Source organism: Serratia sp. 14-2641 (genome assembly GCF_001692375.1).
Lineage (GTDB): Bacteria > Pseudomonadota > Gammaproteobacteria > Enterobacterales > Enterobacteriaceae > Chania > Chania fonticola_C.
Map to the genome: position 1 here is coordinate 74,596 of NZ_LXKR01000022.1, position 24,000 is coordinate 98,595.

Genomic DNA, 24,000 nt, shown 5'->3' on the forward strand with positions numbered 1-24,000 from the left:
AGCGCTGCTGAGGCTGGTGTTTTTCATTAAAGGCTACGTTGTAAAATATCGCGCAGGGTGTCGGCATCTGGCACTCGTGGATTATTCTCCAGCACCACTTTCATGGTGGTTTGCACGTTATTGATAATCCAGTCGAAGTGTTCTTCTTTCACCCCCAGTTCAGTCAAGGAAGGGAGCATATTGATTGATGACAGCAATGACGTGACGGCCTGTACGCTGCTGTAAGCGGCTTGTGCAAGGGACATATCGCGAGTGTCCACCCCCATGGCATAGGCAATGGCGGCAAATTTTTCGGGGGCGGCCGACCAAGTGTATTCCATAAAAGCAGGATAAACCGCGGCGATCCCTTCTGCATGAACGACGTCAAGCAGCCCGCCCATTGGATGTTGCAGAGCATGTGGCAGCGCCGTACCGGCACAGTCGATCGCCATTCCGGCAAGCGTACTCGCCACGCAAACCTGCTCCCATGCTGCTAAATCGGTCACATCGGCATACACGCGTGGCAGGTTCTGTGTCAGCAGGGTAATCGCACGCAGAGAGAGCATTTCACTGACTGGGTGCGCATTGCGGGAGATATATGACTCCAGGGCATGGAACAAGACGTCGGCACCTGGCCCGGCGATCACGCGTTTTGGCAGAGTGAGCATCAGTTCGGGGTCAACAATCGAGGCGACCGGGTAGATTAACGGGTTAACCAAACCTTTTTTATCATGGGTTTCCGGGTTGGTGAACACGGCGGTACGGTTAGCCTCGCTGCCTGTCCCTGCCGTGGTCGGCACCAAGATATTTGGCAGCGCGTTCTGTGCCTGGGCTTTGCCAAACACATAATCCCAGATACTGCCTGGATTGCAGGCACAAAACGCGATGCCTTTGGCCATATCCATTGCGCTGCCACCACCAATACCAATCACCAGATCGCATTGCTCCTGGCGTGCCATTTCAGCACCGGCTTCCACCAGTGTGGAGAGCGGGTTTTGCATAAATTTGTCATAGACGGCAAATGCCACCCCGGCGGCAGCCAGGGTTTCCTGTGCCCGAGCGAGTAGGCCCGTGGACTTGGTGTTATCAGAGACGACCAACAGAGCTTTCTTCCCGTACTGGTGAGCGATGCTACCAAGCAGAGCAAATTTGCCAGGGCCAACGTGAAGTTTGACAGGGTTGTTGAAGATAAAACTGTTCATTAGTTATCCTTTTCGTCCGCATATTCGGATTGTGTTCGCATTTGTGATTATATTGGCCGTGTTTCATCCTGCATTCAACCCTTTTTGCTGGATTAATGAGCGCAATCACATTTTTTCTAGTTGTTGGTGAATTAGGGGGAAGTAAACAGGGGGGATTTTTTAACGTGATTTGCAGCTATGGTTAACTGACAGCAAGCCAACATCGGCTTGCTGTCTATTTGGGCTATTCACCCAGTATCAAATCCACCGCCTTCTCGGCCAGCATAATGGTGGGGGCATTTGTGTTGCCGCTGGTGACCTGCGGCATCACCGAACAGTCGACCACTCGCAACCGCTCAAAGCCATGCACCCGCAACTGCAAGTCGGTCACCGAGTCCTCCGTATTTTGCCCCATACGGCAACTGCCCACCGGGTGATAGACCGTCTTGCAGAAGTTGCGCACAAACTCCTCCATCTGCGCCTCATCGTTTACCCACGCTGGTTGTGGCATCAGCAGATCTTTAATCAGCGGCTTGAGAGAGGCGGTTTCCAGGAAGCGCAGGCCAAATTTCACCGCGCGAATGCTGCCCGCCAGATCGTCTGGATGACCAAGGTAGTTGGCCTGGAGCTTGACGGGATCGGCGGGGTTACGGCTGCGTAACTGCACCTGGCCACGCGCTTTGGGTTGTAGATAACCGACCTTGAGTGACATGCCGTGGATCGCCGGTAGCGGTTCGCCGGGCACGTCGTCCCAACTGTCGAGTATCGGCAGGAAATGTACCTGCACGTCTGGCCTGCCATTGCCTTGGGAATCGGCGAAGGCGGCCCCCTCCAGTACGTTAGAGGTCAAGACGCCGCTGCGAAAAGCCAGCCACTCGGCACCGTGACGCAGCGCCTGCAAGCCCCGATCGGCACCGAACAGGCTGACAGGTTCACGGGTGCTGACGTTAATCGATATATGCAGATGGTCGTGGAAGTTTTTGCCCACCGGCAGATCGGCCAGCGGTGTAATACCCAATTGCTCCAGATGTTCGCGTGGGCCGATGCCGGACAGCATCAGGAGCTTCGGTGAGCCAACTGCCCCGGCGCTGAGGATCACTTCCTGGCTGGCGTGGGCGACGATCTCATTGCCACCGTTCAGGCTGTAGACTACTCCAGTTGCCACGTTGTTTTCGAAGGTAACGCGGTGTACCAGCGCGTTGAGTTTCACCACTAGGCGCGAGTTATCGCGTACGGCTTGCAGATAGGTACGGGAGGTGCTGGCGCGTTCGCCATTATGGGTGGTGGTTTGGTAGAAACCCACGCCGTGCTGGCTTGCGCCGTTAAAGTCGTTGCGATAGGGCAGATCCAACTCCTGGCCTGCGCGGATAAACGCCATGCTGAGCGGATGGCGGTAGCGGTTCTCGCTGACCGGCAGCAACCCTTCGTTGCCGTGATACTCATCCGCCAGGCTTTCATTGGCTTCGGCGCGTCTGAAGTAGGGCAGCACGTCCTGATAGCTCCAGCCAGTACAGCCATACTGTTGCGCCCAGTCGTCGTAATCCTGCGGTTGGCCGCGCAGATAGATCATACCGTTTACCGAGCTACTGCCGCCCAGCACCTTGCCCTGGGCGATTTGCATGCGGCGGTTATTGGCGTGCGGCTCTGGTTCGGTTTCATACGGCCAGCTTTTCTTGGCGATGATCTTGGCAACCCCGGCGGGCATTTTGATAAACAGATTATTGTCGTCGCCGCCGGCTTCCAGCAGCAGGATGCGGGCCTGGGTACGGCGGATGAGCTGTGCCGCCAACACGCAACCCGCCGAGCCTGCGCCAACAATAATATAATCGAAGTTATTTTCTGACATGACCGTTCCCTGTGCGTGGTGGTTAGAGACTGTCATGGCAGAGTAACTCAGAGGAATAGTAGGTCAATTTGCGATCGTTAATTTATTAACGAATATCACAATAAATTTACATTACAGAATTCAGCATCAGTTTAACTGGCTGAAATATAAAAATACCGTGCGTTTTTTTGAATAATGTTGATGTTAATGATTTTTGAGGGTGATGTGTTCTCTCCCTCACCCCAACCCTCTCCCCAAGGAGAGGGAGCCAGTTCAGTGATGCGATTAGTCATCAGATTAAAATTATGGCTAGGGAGTTGTTGCGAAATTAAGGTCAGGCGTAGGAGCTAATCTATGGCACATTCGGTCCCCTCTCCCTGTGGGAGAGGGTTAGGGTGAGGGGGCATTGCGGCGGTTAAAGTGACTTCAGCATGGTGACTTCGCAGTCGCCGTGGCCGGTATTGCCCATGGCACAATCGATATGCTCAAAACCAAGATGCTCATACAGGCTAATCGCCTGCTGCAACGTGGCGGTCGTTTCCAGATAGCAGCGGTTGAACCCTTGCTGGCGTGCAAACTCCATCGCCTGTAGCGCCAGGCGTTTTGCCAAACCTTTGCCACGCAGCACCGGCAGGAAATACATTTTCTGTAATTCGCATACGTCGATGTCACCGCCTTGCAGCGGCGCAACACCACCACCACCGGCAATCTGACCGTCTATCTCCACGACCCAGTAGGCGCTGCGCGGTTGACTATAGAGTTGGAACAAGGCATCCAGATTGGGATCGGAAACGGTATAACCTTTATCCGCCGTCAGGCCATGTTCGGCGGAGACTTCGCGAATAACGTGAGCAATAGCTGCATTATCGTCGGCCGTGATTGGGCGTACCAGAAGACGCACTGGGGTGGCTGTTGTCATGTTTACACTCACCATAAAAGGGAACCTGAGGGGACCCGGAATTTCGTTGTTATTACGGAATGCACCGCATCAATATTACTTTGTAATACCACTTAAGCCAGGCTCTTGGCAATGCCGATAAAAAAACAGCGGGGAAAAATCACCCGCTGTTTTTAATCGGTAGTTTGCAGAATTACAGTGCAGCGATAGTCGCCTGCTGTTCCTGTAGCTTCAGCTTGCCTTCTTTGCAGGCTGCCAGGCGTTCACGCTCTTTGGCCACTACCGCTTCCGGTGCGCGAGCCACAAAGCCTTCGTTGGACAGCTTGCCTTCGATAGAAGCAATCTCACCATCCAGTTTGCCCATCTCTTTCGACAGACGCGCGATTTCTGCGTCCTTGTCGATAAAGCCTGCCATTGGGATCAGCAGTTCGGCACCGTCGACCAACTTGGTGACCGAAACCGGGCCTTTCTCACCCGCAGGCAGCAGGGTGATGGAGCTCAGGCGCGCCAGGCGTTCGATAAAGCTCTGGTTTTCCTGCACGCGGCGCTGAGCGTCACCATTGGCGTTACGCAGCAGCACTTCCAGCTGTTTGCTTGGCGCGATGTTCATCTCGGCGCGGATGTTACGCACCGCGATGATCGCCTGCTTGATCCACTCCAGATCGTTCAATGCCTGCTGGTCTTCCAGCGCGGCGTCAAAGGCCGGGAACGGCTGCAGCATGATGGTGTCTGCGGTTTCACCGGTCAGAGGCTTGACGCGCTGCCAGATGGTTTCGGTGATAAATGGAATGATTGGGTGCGCCAGGCGCAGCAACGCTTCCAGCACGGTGATCAGCGTATTGCGCGTGCCGCGCTGTTCCGCTTCGCTGCCGTTGATCACGACCGGTTTGGTCAATTCCAGATACCAGTCGCAGAACTGGTTCCAGGTGAATTCGTACAGGATGCCCGCCGCGATATCGAAGCGATAGGTGTCCAGCGCCTCACGGTAGGCTTTCACCGTGCGGTTGAATTCGGCCAGGATCCAGCGATCGGCCAGTGACAGCTGCATTTCGCCACCGTTGAAGCCGCAGTCATGCGCTTCGGTGTTCATCAGCACAAAGCGGCTGGCGTTCCACAGCTTGTTACAGAAGTTGCGGTAGCCTTCCAGGCGCTTCATATCCCAGTTGATGTCACGGCCAGTAGAGGCCAGTGCTGCCAGGGTAAAGCGCAGGGCGTCGGTGCCGTGCGGTTCGATGCCGTTCGGGAACTGCTTCTCAGTGCGCTTGCGGATTTTCTCTGCCAGCTGCGGCTGCATCATGTTGCCGGTACGTTTCTCCAGCAGATCTTCAAGCGAGATACCGTCAACCATATCCAGCGGATCGATGACGTTACCCTTCGATTTGGACATCTTCTGCCCTTCGTCGTCGCGGATCAGGCCGGTCATGTACACGGTCTTGAACGGAACCTGTGGCTTGCCGTTTTCATCTTTAACGAAGTGCATGGTCAGCATGATCATGCGGGCAATCCAGAAGAAGATGATGTCGAAGCCGCTGACCAGCACGCTGGTCGGGTGGAAGGTCTTCAGATCCGGGGTCTGCTCTGGCCAACCCAGGGTCGAGAAGGTCCACAGGCCGGAGGAGAACCAGGTATCCAGCACGTCTTCGTCCTGGTTCAGCGCCACGTCGGCACCCAGGTTATTTTCGCGACGTACTTCTTCTTCAGTGCGGCCAACGTACACTTTGCCTTCGGCGTCGTACCAGGCCGGGATGCGGTGGCCCCACCACAGCTGACGGGAGATACACCAGTCCTGGATATCGCGCATCCAGCTGAAGTACATGTTTTCGTACTGCTTAGGCACGAACTGGATCTCACCTTGCTCAACCGCTTCAACCGCGACTTTGGCCAGCGGTGCGGTACGCACGTACCATTGGTCGGTCAGCATTGGCTCGATAACCACGCCGCCACGGTCGCCGTAAGGCACGGTCAGATCGTGAGGTTTGATCTCTTCCAGCAGGCCGAGTTCGTCAAAGGCGGCAACCACGGCTTTACGCGCAGCAAAGCGCTCCAGGCCACGGAACTGCGCTGGCAGCTCGCCGCTGTAGGCGGTGCTGGCTTCGCCCAGGGTGTCGAACACCTCGGCCACTTCTAGGATGTCACCGTCGAAGCTCAGGATGTTGATCATCGGCAGGCCGTGACGCTTACCCACCTCATAGTCGTTGAAGTCGTGTGCCGGGGTGATTTTCACGCAGCCGGTGCCTTTCTCCATATCGGCGTGCTCGTCACCCACGATGCGGATGCGGCGGCCCACCAACGGCAGAATGATCTCTTTGCCAATCAGATCCTTGTAGCGTGGATCTTCCGGGTTTACCGCTACGCCGGTATCACCCAGCACGGTTTCCGGACGGGTGGTGGCAACCACCAGGTAGTCTTTGCCTTCCGCCGTTTTTGCCCCATCGGCCAGCGGATAGCGCAGGTGCCACATGGAACCTTTGGACTCGCGGTTTTCCACTTCCAGATCGGAGATGGCGGTGCGCAGTTTTGGATCCCAGTTCACCAGGCGTTTGCCACGGTAGATCAGGTCTTCTTTGTACAGGCGGACAAACACTTCTTTCACCGCGTTGGACAGGCCTTCATCCATGGTGAAGCGCTCGCGCTCCCAATCCACGGAGTTGCCCAGACGGCGCATCTGGCGGGTGATGGTGCCGCCGGACTCGTCCTTCCACTGCCAGATTTTATCGATGAACGCATCGCGGCCATAATCATGGCGGGTTTTATTTTCTTCTGCGGCGATCTTGCGCTCAACCACCATCTGGGTCGCGATACCGGCATGGTCGGTACCTGCTTGCCACAGGGTATTTTTACCCTGCATGCGCTGGTAGCGGGTCATGGTGTCCATGATGGTCTGCTGGAACGCGTGGCCCATATGCAGGCTGCCGGTGACGTTCGGCGGCGGGATCATGATGCAGAAACTTTCCTGGCTGGTATCGCCATTCGGTTTGAAATAGCCCTGGCTTTCCCAGTGATCGTACAGCTTCTGTTCGATCTGGGTTGGGTCATAGGCGGTATCGAGATCGGTGTTGGTCTTTTCCATTTTTATTTCAAGGTTCAGTTAGTTGGCGGCGTGGCCGTGGTCAAATGGAAGCCGACGCTGCGATAGGCTTTGTAACGTTCGCGCGCCAACTGTTTCAAGGTGTCTTCGTAAGGGACGAAGTCTACCACTTCATGGAAAGCAGTAGCAAAATCTGCAAACTGCGGCAGCAGGGCGATCAGCAGATCGCGCGGGGCATTGCCGCGTTTGCCTGGCCAGCACAGCTCGACCGGCGCGCCAAAGTTTGGCCCTTCGCCTGCGAGATTGTGCGGCACAAATTGGTGTGGTTCACGTTGCCACAGGGCTTCATCCAGCCGCTGGGCCTGCTCCTGGCTTTCACAGGCGATCAGCACCCGCTTGCCAGCGCGCCATCTTTCGGCGGCAACGGCACAGGCCACAGCCTCGTGTGCACTGAGCGCACCAGCGGGTTCTGCGTGTTCAAGAAGGTAGAACGTTGCCTGTTTCATGATTCAATTCACCGTGGCCAAAAAATGTAAGGGCACAGCGTGCTGTGCCCTCGGTGATTATACCTGAATTACCGCGCGGATTTAATCGTCGCCGTTCAAGCCGGCACGATTGAGCAGGAACTGCGCCAGCAGGGCTACCGGGCGGCCAGTGGCCCCTTTGGCCTTGCCGGAGCGCCAGGCGGTACCGGCGATATCCAGGTGCGCCCAGCTGTACTTGCGGGTAAAGCGTGAAAGGAAGCACGCGGCGGTGATAGCACCACCAGGGCGGCCGCCAATGTTGGCCATATCCGCAAAGTTGGAATCCAGCTGCTCGTAATACTCATCGCTCATCGGCAAGCGCCACGCACGGTCACCCGATTGCTCGGAAGCGCCGATCAGCTCGTGGGCCAGCGGATTGTGGTTCGACATCAGGCCGGTGATGTGGTGGCCCAGTGCGATCACGCAGGCACCGGTCAGGGTGGCGATATCAATCACCAGCTCTGGTTCGAAACGCTCAACGTAGGTGAGGGTATCGCACAGCACCAGGCGGCCTTCGGCGTCGGTGTTCAGCACTTCTACCGTCTGGCCCGACATGGTGGTCAGCACGTCACCTGGGCGATAGGCACGTCCGCCCGGCATGTTTTCACAGCCAGCCAGCACGCCGATCACGTTCAGCGGCAGGTTCAGTTCTGCGACCACACGCATGACGCCGTACACGGTTGCTGCACCGCACATGTCGTATTTCATCTCGTCCATGCCATCGGCAGGTTTGATCGAGATGCCGCCGGAGTCGAAGGTCAGCCCTTTGCCTACCAGCACGATCGGCTTAGCGTCCGGGTTAGGATTTCCCTTATATTCCATCACCGACATCAGCGATTCATTTTGCGAACCGGCACCGACCGCCAGATAGGCGTTCATCCCCAGCTCTTTCATCTGTTGTTCACCGATGACACGGGTGGTGATGTGGGTGCTGAAGGCGTCGGCCAACTGACGAGCCTGTGAGGCCAGATAACCGGCGTTACAGATGTTTGGTGGCATATTGCCGAGATCTTTGGCGGCCTTGATGCCGGAAGCCACGGCCAGGCCGTGTTGGATGGCGCGTTCACCGCTGGTCAGTTCACGGCGGGTTGGCACGTTGAACACCATTTTACGCAGCGGGCGACGTGGTTCCACCTTGTTGCTCTTCAACTGATCGAAGGTGTAGAGCGTTTCTTTGGCCGTTTCTACCGCCTGGCGCACCTTCCAGTAAGTATTGCGGCCTTTTACGTGCAGCTCGGTCAGGAAGCAGACGGCCTCCATAGAACCGGTGTCGTTAAGGGTATTGATGGTTTTCTGGATCACCTGCTTGTACTGGCGCTCATCGAGCTCGCGCTCTTTGCCACAGCCAATCAGCAAAATGCGTTCGGAGAGAATGTTCGGCACATGGTGCAGCAGTAATGTCTGCCCGACTTTGCCTTCCAGTTCGCCGCGGCGCAGTAGTGCGCTGATATAACCATCACTGATTTTGTCGAGTTGTTCTGCGATAGGTGACAGGCGGCGAGGTTCGAAAACACCTACTACAATACAGGCGCTGCGCTGTTTTTCCGGGCTACCGCTTTTTACACTGAACTCCATGCACTCTCCTGAATCTTAAAGACAACGACGAAAGCTACGGCTAGAATGACCTGCTCCGCCAAGATCTTCCGTCATTGAGTTAACTAACTAGGTTAACCTGAACGGCGTAAACGTTCTGTTTTGGCTACTATAGGTCTGTTCCTATAGGATGGCCAAACAGCTTGATGTTCTAATACTATTTTAGCTGTGAAGGTTGCCACATGATGAGAAAAAATGGCGGATTAGCGATGAAACTATCGATTTTCCTGCAAAAAGACAAGTTTTCACAGGCGTAATAAGCGTGATCATCATTAGATATCTGGTACGGGAAACGCTGAAGAGCCAAATTGCCATCCTGTTTATCCTGCTTCTGATCTTCTTTTGTCAGAACCTGGTCAGGGTGTTAGGTGATGCGGTCGACGGCAATATCCCGACAAATTTAGTCTTATCCCTGCTTGCATTGGGTGTGCCGAAGATGGCGCAGCTAATCTTGCCCTTAAGCCTGTTTCTTGGCCTCTTGATGACGCTTGGTCGGTTGTATACCGAAAGCGAAATCACCGTTATGCACGCCTGCGGTCTGGGGAAACGGACCCTGATCATTGCCGCTATGGTGTTGGCGATCTTTACCTCGGCGGTGGCTGCGGTAAACGTCTTCTGGGTCGGGCCATGGGCGGCCAGCCATCAGGACGAAGTGATTGCCGAAGCCAAAGCCAACCCCAGCATTGCCGGGCTGGCTGAAGGGCAGTTCCAGCCCTCACAGGATGGTAACGCCGTACTGTTTGTCGGCAGCGTAAAGGGCAACACCTTCAACGACGTGTTCCTGGCGCAGCTACGCCCGAACGGTAACCAACGCCCTTCGGTGGTGGTGGCCGAGCATGGAATGATCAATCAGGGCCGCGACGGATCGCAGGTTGTCACGCTGGACAAAGGCACCCGGTTTGAAGGCACCGCATTACTGCGTGATTTCCGCATTACCGACTTCAACGACTATAAAGCGGTTATCGGCCATCAGTCGGTCACTATCGATAATACCCAGTCCGAGCAGATGTCGATGCGCACGCTGTGGGAATCGAATGAACCGGATGCGCGCGCCGAATTCCACTGGCGTCTGACGCTGGTGGTTTCCGTGGTGCTGATGGCGCTGCTGGTGGTGCCGCTCAGCGTGGTCAATCCGCGCCAAGGCCGCGTGCTGAGCATGTTGCCAGCGATGCTGCTGTATCTGATCTTCTTCCTGCTGCAGACCTCGCTGCGTTCCAATGCCGGTAAGGGCAAGCTGGATCCGCTGGTGTGGATGTGGCTGGTGAACCTGGCGTACTTCGCGATTGCTCTGGCACTTAACCTGTGGGACACCGTGCCGATGCGCAAACTGCGTGCACGCCTGAGAGGAGCGGCCTGATGTTTGGTGTACTGGACCGTTATATCGGTAAAACGATTTTCAACACCATCATGATGACGCTGTTCATGCTGGTTTCGCTTTCCGGCATCATCAAGTTTGTCGATCAGTTGCGTAAAGTCGGGCAGGGTGAATATTCGGCGCTGGGTGCGGGGGTGTATACCCTGCTCAGCGTACCAAAGGATATTGAGATCTTCTTCCCGATGGCGGCGCTGCTAGGGGCATTGCTCGGTTTGGGCACCCTGGCTACGCGTAGCGAACTGGTGGTGATGCAGGCTTCTGGCTTCACCCGGCTGCAGATTGCTGGGTCGGTGATGAAAACCGCCATTCCGCTGGTCTTGCTGACGATGGCAATCGGCGAATGGGTGGCACCGCAGGGCGAACAGATGGCGCGTAACTACCGTGCGCAGCAGATGTACGGTGGCTCGCTGCTCTCTACCAAGAGCGGCCTGTGGGCGAAGGACGGCAACGACTTTATCTACATCGAACGGGTGGCAGGTGAAAAAGAGTTGGCTGGCGTCAACATTTACCACTTCAACGATCAGCGCCGTTTAGAGACGGTCCGCTATGCCGGTACCGCAGATTTTGAAGACGGTGCGTGGCAGCTTTCGCAGGTGGATACCTCCGATCTGACCAATCCGAATCAGGTCACCAGTACCCAGACGCTGACCGGGGTGTGGAAAACCAACCTGACGCCGGACAAGCTGGGCGTGGTAGCGTTGGATCCGGATTCGCTTTCCATCAGCGGCTTGCACAACTATGTGAAGTACCTCAAGCAGAGTGGCCAGGAGGCCAGCCGTTATCAACTGAATATGTGGAGCAAGATCTTCTCGCCGCTGTCGGTGGCGGTGATGATGCTGATGGCGCTGTCGTTTATCTTTGGCCCGCTGCGTAGCGTGCCAATGGGTGTGCGAGTGGTGATCGGTATCAGCTTCGGCTTCCTGTTCTACGTGCTGGATCAAATTTTCGGCCCGCTGAGCATGGTGTACAGCATGCCGCCAATTCTGGGGGCCCTGTTGCCAAGCTTGCTGTTCCTGTTGATCAGCCTTGTTTTGCTGCTGAAGCGGAAATAGTCAGGCCCAATAGACTGGGCCTGTATGCAAATCAAAGCCGCGATGCGTTCAGTCACCGCAGCAGAGGAAAGACGGGTGGGAGAGATCCTACCCGTTTTTCGCTTAGAGTGCAGAGGCGCTAGAAGGGAACAGTGCAAAGGCTTCGCTGCAATCGTAAGGCTCCTCGGATCCATTACGGTTATCCAGCACTTCAAACTCTGCGGCACCGTTGTCCGCGGCTTCCAACAGCAGATCCGCCAAGGATACCGGGCCAGGTCCCATCAGGATCTGGGCATAAGAAGGCGCGGCAGGGATTGTTGCCGAGGCTTTGCTAGCCAACTGTGGTGAGCTGTCAAACACGGTGTTATCGAGCACAATGTTTCTTAATGGCAGATCCTGGCCATCAGAGCTGAAGCCCCGTAAGGTGACCCGAACGTTATCTCCGTTGTAAATGGAGTCTGGCGTATCCACGTAGTGGTAATTCTTGATGGTGACATCTTGAATATCGGGGTAGGCCTGGCCGGTTTTTTTGCTGTAGTAGGTATCTATGGTCAGTGCTTCCTGAGCGCGGCGGATGCAAATGCCATCATAGTTGATGTTCCTCACTTCTCCTCCAACGCTCATGTCGGTTTTGATACGCACGCCGACGGCAAAGTCAGCATCATGGCCGTCAATGCTCATATCCCGAATTTCCACGTCTTTGACCGCGCAGTCGGTTTCACTGCCGATTGACATACCATGGGTGAAGTAGAGGCGGTTATGCAGAATTTTGACGTTGCTGACGGTGTAAATAGGCAACTGCCCTGCATACTTCTCGGCAATCGGTGGGACACAGGCATTGCTGCTGTGGGCTTTGATGGCGATACCGTCATCACCGGTACTGATGTGGTTGTAGGCAATCAGGACATTCTGCGATTGGCCAGGATCGATCGCATCGGTGTTCTTGGTCGTATCCGGGGTAAAGCAGGTGCTTGCTCGGGTATAGTTAGGGGAACCCGATGTCGCAGGGGTTGTCCCTTTCGGGCAATCATAGCCTGGAACCGTATAGGCCAGTGAAGGCGTTAACACCTTCACGCCCCAGACGACCACTCCATTGACCCCACTGGGGACAAAGTGGAATTTGGGCGCATTCTGTAAGGTGATCTTATACAGCGTGAAGTTCTGGCTGGTCGGCTTGGCGGAATTCTTGTTGGTGACCTGAATTAGCCGCGGGTTGTTCTGATTGGCGCCGGAAACGGTTTTGGTTAATGCACCCACATCCCACCAGGTAAGGATATCGGCATATTTTCCGCTGGTGAGCACTGCTCCCCCTCGCCCGTCGATAATGCCTTCGCCAATCACGCCACTGTTTATTGCATCGGTGGCGGTAATCAATGCGTTACAGCCATTATCGGCACTGGCGGTTTCGCCACAGTTATTCTTACCGGCAATCTGGTAATCCACCGGGCTACGTGAGGCAAACAGGGTGATCCCTTGATCTACCCAGAGCGTTACGCTGCTTTTTAGCGTAAGTGGACCGCTCAAGAACGCATTCTCTTCGTTGCTGCCTGCGACCAATTTAACGGCACCGGTGTTGCAGGCGTCGATCGCGGCTTGAATACGCTGGGTATCGGGTTGGGAATTATTCACGTCAGCATCAATGGCTTCATCCAGTAGCCCTTTGGCATTCTGGTTCAGTTCGGCTGAGAGTGTTTGGCAGACTTCAGGCATTACCGGTTCTTTCCCGGCTAATTCTGGATCGTTAATGGCTGAGGCTGGCCAGGCACCACTGCGGTCAGCGACAGGTTTCTCAGTTTCAGGGGGAACAACGGGTTTAACTGGCTCAACAGGAGAGGCGATACTACCATCCGAGTTATCACAACCCGTCAGGGCCAGCAGAAAAATTGCCATAGCTGATAATGACTTGATATTTCTTTGCATGATTTATCCCTAATAATGAAACAGTGTTTCGAAATTAGATATTGTCTTGCAAAATACGTGACTGCAACTATTACATATCTGGATTATGCAGTGTCGAATCATTAGCCAGCATTACTTATTTATGGCGTCAATCAGCCCCTTACCGCGCTACCTTGCCGCTGCGCTGTAAGGGGCTGAGATCTTACATCTGCGAGAAGATGTTCATAATGACGCCGCCACCGATGATCAGCGCCATGGCGAATATGGCTGGGAGATCCGGTTTCTGCTTGTAGAGCAGCATCGAAACGAAGGTCACCCCGACGATGCCTAAGCCGCACCACAGCGAGTAAGCGACGCCCACCGGGATAAAGCCCATCGCCTTGGTCAGGGCGAAATAGCACAGGCAGTAAGCGCTAATCACCAGCACCGAAGGCCCCAGCTTTTTAAAGTTGTTGGTTTTTTTGATCATCGAGGTCCCGGTGATTTCTGAACCAATCGACAGTGCCAGCCACAAGAAGCCAATGTTAAACATAGTTGATACCCTTATTCTTCGGAGGAGCCCATTTTGGAGAAGAGGTTCATGATCACGATGCCGCTGGCAATCACGATCATGCCGATAATGGCTGGCATATCAGGGTGTTGGCCGTAAAACACCATGCCCAGGCTTGAAACCAGTAAAATCCCGGTGCCTGACCAGGTGGCGTAAGCCAGGCCGACAGGGATGTATTTCACCGCGTTGGATAACGAGTAATAACAAACGCAATACAACACTACGATCAAGCCGAGTAATAACGTCTTGGTGGTACCTTCGCTGTTATCAAACATTTTTAAGGTAGAGGTGGCCGAGGTCTCGGAGAAGATGACCAATAACATCCATACCCATGCTTTTGCCTTGGAAGACATAGAGTTCGCTCCTGATAAGTAATGATTTATATAAATTTAAAATTTGAGACTTATATTAATTACCCCTCACCCCAACCCTCTCCCACAGGGAGAGGGAGCCGAGTGTGCAACAACTTGGCTACGGTGCTGGTTTTTTTTAATCACTCTTGTTACAGATTAACTTTGGTACCTGAATATCACGCCGCTCCAGCTCACTTGAAAATAAAGAGGAAATCGCAGCAAACTCGATCGCCCACTCATCCAACTTGCGTCACCGAGTTTTCAGACCCACTCGATCGGTCCCCTCTCCCTGTGGGAGAGGGTTAGGGTGAGGGGACTCTCTTCGGGGTAAAAGCCCTCACCTAGTTCTGTATTATTTTTTTCCTCGGCTATATTCCAATGCCAAATCGGTCAGCTTGGCTCCCGGTGGTGAACGACCATTGAGCCGCTTGAGTTCGCTTAGCGTTACGTAAGCCTGTGGCGGCGCTGCCAACGGCTCCGTGGCGGCAGGCTGGGCCGATAGCATCCGATCCAACGTACAGAGCTCAATGCCCTGGGCCGCCAGTTTTGGCAGATAATCTGCCTGTGGGGCGCGGCTCAGGCCTTTCAGCTGATTTAATTCGCTGGTCGGGTTGCAGTTATAATCCAGCGCCATAATTGGCCTGCCGCTCATGCGGGCCAGATGAATAAACCGGGCAGCATCAGACTGTAATAAACCATTGGCCACTTCTGCCGCCGTCGCGAAATCGAGAAAAGGAATTAATACCCGCTCAATATTATCCAACGCGCCGGTTTGACCGATTTCCGCCAGCGAAGTTATTGGCCCTAGTTGGCTCCAATCTGTTTCTGCGTGAAACTGCCGGGCATTATCGCTAAACAGGATCACCGGCGAGAACGCTTGGCAGTGCTGCAAGCGCGCGCGGATAATTTCGTGGTAACCATCCGCTGCGGTTAACAACACCAACGCCCGTGGCCGCATCCGTGAGAGCACTTCACTGACCAACTTATCGATGATTTCACGCTGCATCATATTTGCCGCCTTAGGGAACGATAACCACGTTGTCACCGGAAGCCAGCCCGGCGGCGTTGGCTTCATCGGTATCAATGTGCAGTTCCAGAGCAAAACTGGCTTTGATCCGCACGATGACTTCGTCAAAGATCAGCCCACGCACGCCTGCCGCTTTCACCCGCACCTTCTGTCCGTTCTGCACGCCCAACCTGGCGGCATCCTGCGGGTTCATATGGATATGGCGCTGGGCACAAATCACCTGTGAATGCAGTGAAACATAGCCCGCCGGGCCAGCCAGCATGGCGTCACCGGAGGCGTTCAGATTGCCGGATTCGCGTACCGGAGCCTTCAGCCCCAGGGTAAAGCAGTCCGCCTTGGAGATTTCCAACTGAGTACATTCGCGCGCTGGCCCCAACACCCGCACCTTGGAGAGCGAGCCTTTCGGGCCGACGATCATCACGCACTCTTTCGCGGCGAACTGCCCCGGCTGGCGTAGCTCTTTGCATGGCGTCAGCCGATAACCGGTACCAAACAGCGTTTCAATATCCTGCTGCGACAGATGGACATGCCGGTTAGAGACCCCAACCGGGATGGCTAGGCCGGTGGGAGAAGAATAGTTCTCTGCCAGGTTATGGCGGATCCTTTCCAGTAACGACTCATTAAACATACTGTTATTCCTACCCGATCTCAGAAGCTGTACGGTTATTTAGACTCTTTCTTGCCGCCGGTGCGGGCGGGTTTGTTGTCGGCAACAGGGGTTTCGACTATCGGCGCTGCGGCCTCTGCCTGCGGGGCGGCCACTTCCGCTACTGGCGCTGGCGGCTCTTGCTGCACCTTGGCCGCTGGCGGCGTAAGCTCCTTGCCTTTCAGCCCGCTCAGCAGCGCGACGACCTGTTTTTCCGGGCGGGCAATCACCAACTGGCCTTTGATAAAAGCCGGTTGCTTGATCACTGCCACACCGCTGTCGATGGCGGTTTTCACCGCGCTGATTTCACCGGCAAAGAACACGCTAACCAGGCCAGAACCAATCTTCTTGTACCCAAGGACTGTTACCGCTGCGGATTTACAGGCCGCATCGGCCGCGTGGATCGCGGCGGTCAGGCCATAGGTTTCAATCACTCCCAGGCTTAAGTTCATCTCAATCTCCTTAGTGCCTTACCAGGCGGATATCAAAGTCAAAGCGCTGGAAAAAAGCCGCCAGTTGGTCCAGTTCTTCATTGCTGTAACTTGGGTCGTCTTTGACCGGATAGATCATGTCGAGCCGCTGGTATTTGTTTTTACCCAGTTGGTGATAAGGCAACACGTCGATACGGCTGATATTGCCTTTGCGTGCCAGGGCCATGACATAGTCAATGGCACCGGTGATGGCGTCGTAAGAATCGTTATAGCCGCGTACCAAAGGCATGCGTACCACGATGTGGCTGCCCAACTCCACCAGGCGCTCCAGGTTTCTTTTTACGCCTTCGTTGCCCATGCCAAACAACGCTTTATGCCGTGCGCTATCGATATGTTTAATATCGAACAGGAACATATCGGTGCAGGTCGCCAGCTTTTCATAATTGGCTAGCGAGGTGGTGCCATTGGTTTCGATGGCGGTGTTGATCATCTGTTTTTTGCATTCGGTCAGCAGCGCGGCCGCAAAGTCGGTTTGCAGGCTCAGCTCGCCACCGCCCAGGGTGACGCCACCGCCGGAGGCATGATAGAAATCGACGTCCTGCAGGATGATATCCATCAGCTCCTGCACCGTGACGTCCTTGCCCATGATGTCCAGTGCGCCGGAGATGCAGACTTCTTCGCACTTCCGGCAACCGATGCAGTCTATGTTGCGATCGAGGTGGTGCTTGAGATCGCTTTGTGCGTTTTGGCGCTGGGAATGGATCCCCACCGGGCAGACATCAACACATTGCCCACAGTCAACGCACTTATCATGTGAATACATCACCTGGAAATTGCTGGTGAGCCCCTCGGGGTTGGCGCACCAGGCGCAGAGGATGTTACAACCTTTGAAAAAAATCAGGGTGCGAATACCGTCTCCGTCGTAGATCGAGTATTTCTGGATATTGAATATCCGACCCTTTTTCTCCAGCGTGTTATCCATTCTATTTTCCCCTTTCTTCGAAGGCTGATGGGATAAGACATCCCTGTCTTATCCAAGGCTAAGGTCAGAACTTCTCAATGACCGTACGGCTGATAATTTCGTCCTGAACTTCTTTGCACAGCTCGACGAAGTACGCGCTGTAACCCGCTACGCGGACGATCAGGTCGCGATATTTCTCTGGCTCCACCTGTGCCTGCTTCAGCACTTCGTTATCCACGTAGCTGAACTGCATCTGGCCGTTGCCCAGAATGGACGCGGTACGCAGCAGGGTGATCAGCCCGTTCTTGCCTTCCGGGGTATCGAGCAGCCCTTTGAGGAACTTGAAGTTGTGCACCATGCCGATGTTCATGGTTTCCACGTTCATCTTGCTGACGGACTTGATGATGGCGGTTGGGCCCTGTTTGTCCGCACCTTGCGTCGGGCTGATCCCGTCGGAAAGCGGCATCCAGGCCAGGCGGCCGTTTGGCGTCGCGGCGGTCAGTTCACCGATCGGCGTATTGTTGGAGATCGACAGGGTGCCGTGGCTCAGCGTGGAGTAGAGCATCTTGTATTTACGGCACTCGCGCTCGGTCCACTCGGTGATGTCCAGCGCGTACTGATCGACCGTGTCATCGTCGTTGCCGTACTTCGGCGCGTTCAGGCAGTCGCGGCGCAGCTGTTCAAAGCCTTCAAAATTGGCCAGCAGCGCGTCACGGATCTGCTCCAGGGTGTATTTGCCATCCTGATACACCAGCTTGCGGATCGCGGCCATGGAGTCGACATAGGTCGCCAGGCCGGAGAAGATCAGCCCTGGGCCGTGGTTGATCACTGCGCCACCGGCGGCCACGTCTTTACCCTGTTCCATACAGCCTTCCACCAGCAGCGACATCAGTGGTTTTGGTGCCACGTCGCGGTGGACTCGCTGGCTGATCACGGTGCCAATAGCCGACAGTTTGACGATGTGCGCGATCTGCGCCTTCACCGCATTGTCGAACTCTTCGTAGGTTTTCAGGGTACTCAGCTCACCGGTATCCAACCCTTGATAGCTGTCGAACAGCACCATGCGGCCACGGTTGAGCACGAACTCGATGGCGATCGGCCACTGGGTATAACCGGTAGAGGTCCACTGATAGATGCGGCCGGATTTTTGCGGCTCTACACAGCCCATCAGGCAGTAGTCGCGCGCGTCTTCAAAGTCGAAGCCCTTGCGCAGCATCATCTTGATGTGGGAATCATCAAAGTGGCAGGCCGGGAAGCCCATACCCGCTTTCACCACGTCGACGATCTTTTCCATGTACTTCTGCGGTGACTGGTTATGGATACGGCAGGCCAGCGACGGCTGGTACACTTTGACAAAGCGTACGGCGTCCATGATCAGATAGGTCAAATCGTTACAGGCATCGCCACCGCTGCGTTTCTGCCCGCCGATAGTCAGGTTGATAAACGGCTGGTAGCCAGCGAAGTACTTGGCACCCAGTTCGCTGGACATCCACATCAGTTCGGCACACTTGATGATGAAGGCCTGCAACAGTTCCAACGCCTGTTCCTGCGTCAGGCGGCCAGAGGCGATATCGGCCTGGTACATTGGGTAGCAATACTGATCCAGACGGCCCAGCGACAGCCCGGTCTGGTTCTCTTCCACTTCAAACAGCGACTCCACCGTCCAGATGCTTTGCAGTGCTTCTTGCAGGGTCTTCGGTGGGTTGGCTGGGACGTTTTCGTTGGTTTCTGCGATGGTCAGCAGTTCCGCACGGCGTGCCGGATCTTGCTCAATGGCGGCCAGTTCACGGGCCTTGTCCGCGATGCGCTTGGCATAGGCCACCACGCCGTCACAGGTTTCAATGGCCGCTTTGTAGAAGTAGATCTTGTCGATATCCGCCGGGTTTTCCATGCTCAGCGCCGCGAGGTGCTGTTGGGCATCGGCCTTGATGCCGTTCATCCCTTTGGTGAACAGCAGGATGTCGTAGCCTGGGCAAGTATCGCCACCGCCGTTAATCTGGTGGTAGGAGAGGTCGCTGACAAAGGTTTCGCCGCTGAAGGCCCAAACGCCCGCTTCGCGGTACTGCGCTTCACAGATCTCATCGAGCGAACGGCCTTCCCAGAACGGTACGATCTCTTCGCGGATCGTCTTCTTGTCGGCCTCGGAGATAACAAACGGATCCTGCGGGCGGGTGCCCATGGTGTCTAGCTCGTCACGCACCCAGCGCCAGGCGATATCCGGTGAGAACGCCCCGGCACGCGGTTTGCCGCACGGATGGCCGACGATCAACTCATCTTGCTGGATCAGGATCGGTGCGGTTTCACAGGCGGCGCGGAAAGACTTGGCGCGCAGCAGAATGGTTGGCAGACCCGGGTTGTTTTTCGCCATCTCGGTAAAGGTGATGGCGCGATAGATAGACACACTTGGGCGAGCATCGAGGTAGTTGTCACGCAGGCGTTGCAGGCGTGGTGTCAGCCCTTCCATCAGTTTGTGGGTTGCCACGTCTTGCGCCGAGGCTGCCACGAACGGGGCCGATGGCGCACTGTACTGTGGGCGAGCACCCGCCTGGCCAGCGAACAGTTTCACCTGCAGGTTGCTGTTGAGCGTCATCAGATTGCTACGGGCTGCCAGCAACATGGCGGAAAGATCGTTGATCACCAGTGCCGGATCGTCGAGGCGCACGCCTTGCAGCATGGCGTCAAACATCGGGTAGCCGTCCAGCTCACGCGGTGCGCGCACTTCGGAAAGCTCACACAGTTTCAGCCACAGGCACTCGACGATTTCGTAAGCCTGCTCCGGCGTCAGCACGCCACGGGTAATGTCCTGTTGATAGAAGCTGTACAGCAGCTTGTCGAAGCCGCCTGGGTAAACCGCATAGCTGCCGTTTTCCAGGTGCAGCGCCAGTTGGAAGAAGTAGAACGACTGGCAAGCCTCTTTAAAGCTGCTGGCCCCGTAAGCCGGGACTTTTTTCAGCATGGTAGCCGCTTCTTGCAGCTCCGCTTTGCGGTACGGATGGTTTTCTACCGCCGCCATGTTTTCTGCCTTGCTGGCCAGCTTCTGCGCCAGATGCATCGCCGCATTGCAGGCGTAGATCATGGCGCGGCATTGGTTGACTTCGTCTAGTCCAGAACGGCTGACGGCGCTGCCGATGCTTCTGGCACGGTCTTCCATTTCGGCTTCGATGGCGAACAATCCTTTGGTGATCACCGCCAGATAGTCTGGTGAGGTCTGGCCAAACGCGGTGAAGGCCGAAGGACTGCGCAGTTCGCTTTCGCTGTGGAACACGGCGGCGCGCGGCGTGGAGGATTGGCTGCCGATGATTAACTCATCGGGACCTATGTAGCCGGGCAGTTGCTTGACCAGCTCATTGAACAGCTTGGCATTCTTGACCAACTGCGGCATGCCGGCCACATCGCCACCCAGCGTTTCCAGAATGGCGGCACGTTCGGTGCTGATGGTGCTGTTTTGGGATAAGAGTCTTTCTGCCAGCAGTTTTACGCGTGGCGTCAGTGAATAATGGGCCATGTTCAAATCTCTCCTGATGTCCTGCGGCTTTCACACAAATTGGCAAAATCCGTTGACTGTAATGAGTGCGTTATTGAAGCTGTACCGGGCCGCCGCTGTAGGCGAGGCGGAACAGTTTCTCCAAATCTGCCGCGTTAACGTCGCGCGGGTTGGTTGGCGTGCAACTGTCGTGCAGCGCCTGTGTGGCCAGTTCGCCAAGGCAAACCTGAAAGCGGTGTTCCTCTACCCCTGCGGCTTGCAGATTGGCCGGTAGCTGCATTTCCTGTTTCAGCGTTTCGATCGCCACCAGCAGGCTGTTAACGCCATCACGAACTGAGGTGCTTGGCAGCCCCAACAGGCGAGCCAGGGCGGCATACTTGTGTGCGGCCGGGGTATCGCAGTTGCCGTCAACGTCGGCATTGAAGGCGACCACCGATGTCATCAGCAGCGCATTGGCCCGGCCATGGGGGATGCCAAACATACCGCCGAGGGCGTGCGCCAGACTGTGGGTAATGCCCAACGAGGCATTGGTGAACGCCATCCCGGCCATGCATGAAGCGTTGTGCATTTTTTCCCGCGCTGGCAGGTTGCTGCCCTGTTGGTAGCAGGTCAGCAGGTGGCCGAACACCATCTGCACCACTTTTTCGGCCATTGCATCGCTGAAGTCGCTGGCCTTGCGGGAGACATAAGCCTCCAGGGCATGGCACAGCACATCCATCCCGGTATCGGCGGTAATGCTGGCCGGCACCGACTTCACTAACTGAGGATCGAGGATGGCGATGTCGGGCAGCATGAACTCGTCCACCAACACCAGCTTTTGGCTGCGGGACTTGATCACCGAGAAGCTGGTGACTTCGGAACCGGTGCCGCTGGTGGTGGGGATGGCGACAAAGCAAGGCTTGCTACGGCCGCTGTCTTTACGGCAATGCCACAGCGCATACATCACCGCCTTGGCGGCATCAATCACCGAGCCGCCACCCAAGGCAATCACCAGGTCCGGATAGTCGTCATCCATCAGCTTCATGCCGCTGACGATGGCGGAGATATCCGGGTCCGAGGCCACCTCGTCATACTGACGACAGCGGATCTGCTGCTGTTTGAGCAGGCTGGTTACCCGCTCGGCCAAGCCAAACTTCACCATCGCCTGATCGGTGACCAAAAACGCCGAGCGTCCAGGCAAGCTGCTCAGAGCGAGCAGCGCATCCTCACCGAAATGGATTTTTGGCTTAATCAGAAACTCATTCATGCCTACTTCCTCTTACTCTTAACGCTCCCGGTGAACCTTCTCGACAATGGCAACGATCGACATGGCCTTGTAGCGGTCTTTACTCAGTGCGAAATACTCTTCCACCAACACCAGATCGTTTTCACCGGCACCGACGCTGTCGACGGCGACGTAAGTGCGATCTTTGATGGCTTCCAGGTCGTCACCCAGCGCCGTGACCAGCAGCAGATTGCTGCCGCGTAGCTCGTCACTTTTTTGCGTGGCCACCACATGGCCGGTTACCTTTGCGAGGATCATGTTTTCACCCTTGGTTGATGTGTTACCGGGACAGGCGTCCAAGCACTTCCGTAATGATCCGTTCGACGTTCTCTTCGGTGATGTCATTGGCTGCGGCGTTAACCACTGCGCGGGTGACCGCCCCGAAACGATCGTCGCCCTGGGCATACAGCGGTGCCGGTGCGGCCTGTGGGGCTACCGCTGCCGTTGGAGCTGCAAAGCGGTTATCGTCGAAGATGCTGGTGCTATGGCTGGTTGGCACGCTGCACGGTTGAGCTGCCGGTTGTGGTTGGCGCAGATCCTCGATGCTACGAACGCCATAGCCGACCTTACGTACGTTCAGCAGGTTCATCGGGCCGACGTTGTCCGAGCTGGAGCCGCCACCGACGGCACCGCAACCGAGCGTCAACGCAGGTATAAGATTCGTGGTTGCGCCAATGCCTCCCAGCGCGGCGGGCGTATTGATCAGGATGCGATGCACCGGTTTTTGCAGCGCAAACTCGCGGATCACCTGCTGGTTCTGGGTGTGGATGACCAGCGTATGCCCCAGACCTTCGTTGGTGAGTAGTTCAACCACACGGTCGCAGGCGCTCATCCAGTCTTCTTCGATGTACAGCCCCAACACCGGGCAGAGTTTTTCACGGGCGTAAGGGTTTTTACGCGAGACGCTGTTTTGTAACGAAATCAGCACCCTGGTAGTCGCAGGTACGCAGAATCCGGCGCGTTCGCTGAGGTAGATGGCGGTCTTGCCCACCACTTCAGGATTAATCATGCCGTTCGGGCGTAACAGGATGTTGGCCAGGCGGGCAGACTCATCGTCGTTCATGAAGTAGCAGCCCTGGGCCAGTAACTCGCGGTGTACGTCCTGATAGATGCACTTTTCCACGATGATCGACTGCTCAGAGGCGCAGATCACGCCGTTATCGAAGGTTTTGCTGGTGATGATGTCCTTCACCGCCTGCTGGATATTGGCGCTGCGTTCGATAAACGCCGGGCCGTTGCCTGGGCCGCCGCTGATGGTTGGCGTGCCGGAACTGTAGGCCGCACGAACCATGCCTTCGCCGCCGGTAGCCAGGATCAGTGCGACGTCTTTGCTGTGCATCAGGGCTTTGGTGGCTTCCAGCGTCAGCTGGGTCAGGCCATCAACGATACCCGCTGGGGCACCGGCCTGGAGCGCGGCCTGTTTGACGATCTCAATCGCCCGCTGGCTGCACTGGCGTGCATTAGGGTGCGGGGAGAAAATAATGGCGTTCCCGGCCTTCAGCGCGATGAGCGTCTTATAGAAAATGGTTGAGGTTGGGTTGGTGGACGGTACCAGGGCGGTAATAACCCCTAACGGGACGCCCACGTCCATGACTTTATTCTGCTGATCGTCACGAATAATACCGACGGTTTTTAAATCCTTAATATGCTCAAAAACTTTTTCAGAGGCGAAAATGTTTTTTAACACCTTGTCCTGCCAATTGCCGAAGCCGGTTTCTTCATGGGCCATCTTCGCCAATTCTTCGGCATGCCTGGCCGCTTCGCTGGCAATATGTTTAATAATGCCGTCGATCTTTTCCTGTGAATACTTGGCAAACAGCAATTGCGCCTGTTTGGCATTTTTAATCAGCGTGCGAGCCTGCTGAATGGATTGTAAATCCGGATCTAATGTGGTCATTAGTCTATTCCCCTGAATAGGAGTTTAATTTTTTACTTGCTGTAATCGGGTAGA

At 55.6% G+C, this 24,000-nt stretch carries 19 protein-coding genes; 2 read left to right on the plus strand and 17 right to left on the minus strand.

Annotated elements, in window-relative coordinates; genetic code table 11:
* Window positions 1–26 precede the first annotated feature (26 nt).
* The 6 genes from A6U95_RS09700 to pepA all read right to left on the minus strand — a co-directional run bounded on the left by A6U95_RS09700 (window position 27) and on the right by pepA (window position 9,010).
* Window positions 27–1,181, minus strand: a complete 1,155-nt coding sequence (locus A6U95_RS09700; RefSeq protein ID WP_065684321.1) for an iron-containing alcohol dehydrogenase — start codon at window positions 1,179–1,181, stop codon at window positions 27–29.
* Window positions 1,182–1,404: 223 nt separating this feature from the next.
* Window positions 1,405–3,006, minus strand: coding sequence for a GMC family oxidoreductase N-terminal domain-containing protein (locus tag A6U95_RS09705; protein ID WP_065684322.1), 1,602 nt, complete (start codon window positions 3,004–3,006; stop codon window positions 1,405–1,407).
* A gap of 394 nt (window positions 3,007–3,400) precedes the next feature.
* Complete coding sequence (locus tag A6U95_RS09710; protein WP_065684323.1) at window positions 3,401–3,904, minus strand: GNAT family N-acetyltransferase; 504 nt, start codon at window positions 3,902–3,904, stop codon at window positions 3,401–3,403.
* Between the two features lie 172 nt (window positions 3,905–4,076).
* Window positions 4,077–6,953: a valine--tRNA ligase gene (locus A6U95_RS09715; protein ID WP_024529413.1), complete on the minus strand. Its 2,877-nt coding sequence runs from the start codon at window positions 6,951–6,953 to the stop codon at window positions 4,077–4,079.
* A gap of 14 nt (window positions 6,954–6,967) precedes the next feature.
* Window positions 6,968–7,417: a DNA polymerase III subunit chi gene (locus A6U95_RS09720; protein WP_021179113.1), complete on the minus strand. Its 450-nt coding sequence runs from the start codon at window positions 7,415–7,417 to the stop codon at window positions 6,968–6,970.
* A gap of 81 nt (window positions 7,418–7,498) precedes the next feature.
* Window positions 7,499–9,010 (minus strand): leucyl aminopeptidase, encoded by a 1,512-nt coding sequence (gene pepA / locus A6U95_RS09725; protein ID WP_024486368.1) that lies wholly within the window; start codon window positions 9,008–9,010, stop codon window positions 7,499–7,501.
* A 280-nt stretch (window positions 9,011–9,290) separates the two neighbouring features.
* Here pepA and lptF point away from each other — a divergent pair, with 280 nt between their 5' ends.
* Together lptF and lptG are read left to right on the plus strand one after the other, a co-directional pair.
* Window positions 9,291–10,385: an LPS export ABC transporter permease LptF gene (gene lptF / locus A6U95_RS09730; protein ID WP_065684324.1), complete on the plus strand. Its 1,095-nt coding sequence runs from the start codon at window positions 9,291–9,293 to the stop codon at window positions 10,383–10,385.
* Window positions 10,385–11,455, plus strand: coding sequence for an LPS export ABC transporter permease LptG (lptG, locus tag A6U95_RS09735; RefSeq protein ID WP_021807815.1), 1,071 nt, complete (start codon window positions 10,385–10,387; stop codon window positions 11,453–11,455). The genes lptF and lptG overlap by 1 nt, the downstream gene beginning before the upstream one ends.
* 102 nt (window positions 11,456–11,557) lie before the next feature.
* On the opposite strand, the gene A6U95_RS09740 is transcribed toward lptG, so the two are convergent.
* The 11 genes from A6U95_RS09740 to A6U95_RS09790 form a co-directional block, all read right to left on the minus strand.
* The gene (locus A6U95_RS09740; protein ID WP_083196342.1) at window positions 11,558–13,354 is read right to left on the minus strand and encodes a glycosyl hydrolase family 28 protein; all 1,797 of its coding nucleotides are present in this window, start codon (window positions 13,352–13,354) and stop codon (window positions 11,558–11,560) included.
* 181 nt (window positions 13,355–13,535) lie between these two features.
* Complete coding sequence (locus A6U95_RS09745) at window positions 13,536–13,865, minus strand: multidrug efflux SMR transporter (RefSeq protein ID WP_065684326.1); 330 nt, start codon at window positions 13,863–13,865, stop codon at window positions 13,536–13,538.
* 11 nt (window positions 13,866–13,876) lie between these two features.
* Entirely contained in the window at window positions 13,877–14,236 is a 360-nt protein-coding gene (locus A6U95_RS09750; RefSeq protein ID WP_065684327.1) for a multidrug efflux SMR transporter, read from the minus strand.
* 352 nt (window positions 14,237–14,588) lie between these two features.
* Window positions 14,589–15,245, minus strand: a complete 657-nt coding sequence (locus A6U95_RS09755) for a hypothetical protein (RefSeq protein WP_065684328.1) — start codon at window positions 15,243–15,245, stop codon at window positions 14,589–14,591.
* A 10-nt stretch (window positions 15,246–15,255) separates the two neighbouring features.
* The gene (locus tag A6U95_RS09760) at window positions 15,256–15,891 is read right to left on the minus strand and encodes a phosphate propanoyltransferase (protein WP_065684329.1); all 636 of its coding nucleotides are present in this window, start codon (window positions 15,889–15,891) and stop codon (window positions 15,256–15,258) included.
* Between the two features lie 35 nt (window positions 15,892–15,926).
* Complete coding sequence (locus A6U95_RS09765; RefSeq protein ID WP_065684330.1) at window positions 15,927–16,361, minus strand: BMC domain-containing protein; 435 nt, start codon at window positions 16,359–16,361, stop codon at window positions 15,927–15,929.
* Between the two features lie 10 nt (window positions 16,362–16,371).
* A complete protein-coding gene (gene cutD / locus A6U95_RS09770) occupies window positions 16,372–17,322 on the minus strand; it encodes a choline TMA-lyase-activating enzyme (RefSeq protein WP_065684331.1) in 951 nt (316 codons plus the stop codon).
* Window positions 17,323–17,386: 64 nt separating this feature from the next.
* Window positions 17,387–20,806 carry a choline trimethylamine-lyase gene (cutC, locus tag A6U95_RS09775; protein ID WP_065684332.1) on the minus strand — a complete coding sequence of 1,140 codons (3,420 nt, stop codon included), beginning with the start codon at window positions 20,804–20,806 and terminating at the stop codon, window positions 17,387–17,389.
* 70 nt (window positions 20,807–20,876) lie between these two features.
* Window positions 20,877–22,031: a 1-propanol dehydrogenase PduQ gene (locus tag A6U95_RS09780; protein ID WP_065684333.1), complete on the minus strand. Its 1,155-nt coding sequence runs from the start codon at window positions 22,029–22,031 to the stop codon at window positions 20,877–20,879.
* Between the two features lie 18 nt (window positions 22,032–22,049).
* Entirely contained in the window at window positions 22,050–22,307 is a 258-nt protein-coding gene (locus A6U95_RS09785) for a EutN/CcmL family microcompartment protein (RefSeq protein WP_021179125.1), read from the minus strand.
* Window positions 22,308–22,329: 22 nt separating this feature from the next.
* Window positions 22,330–23,946: an acetaldehyde dehydrogenase (acetylating) gene (locus tag A6U95_RS09790; protein ID WP_065684334.1), complete on the minus strand. Its 1,617-nt coding sequence runs from the start codon at window positions 23,944–23,946 to the stop codon at window positions 22,330–22,332.
* Window positions 23,947–24,000: the final 54 nt, after the last annotated feature.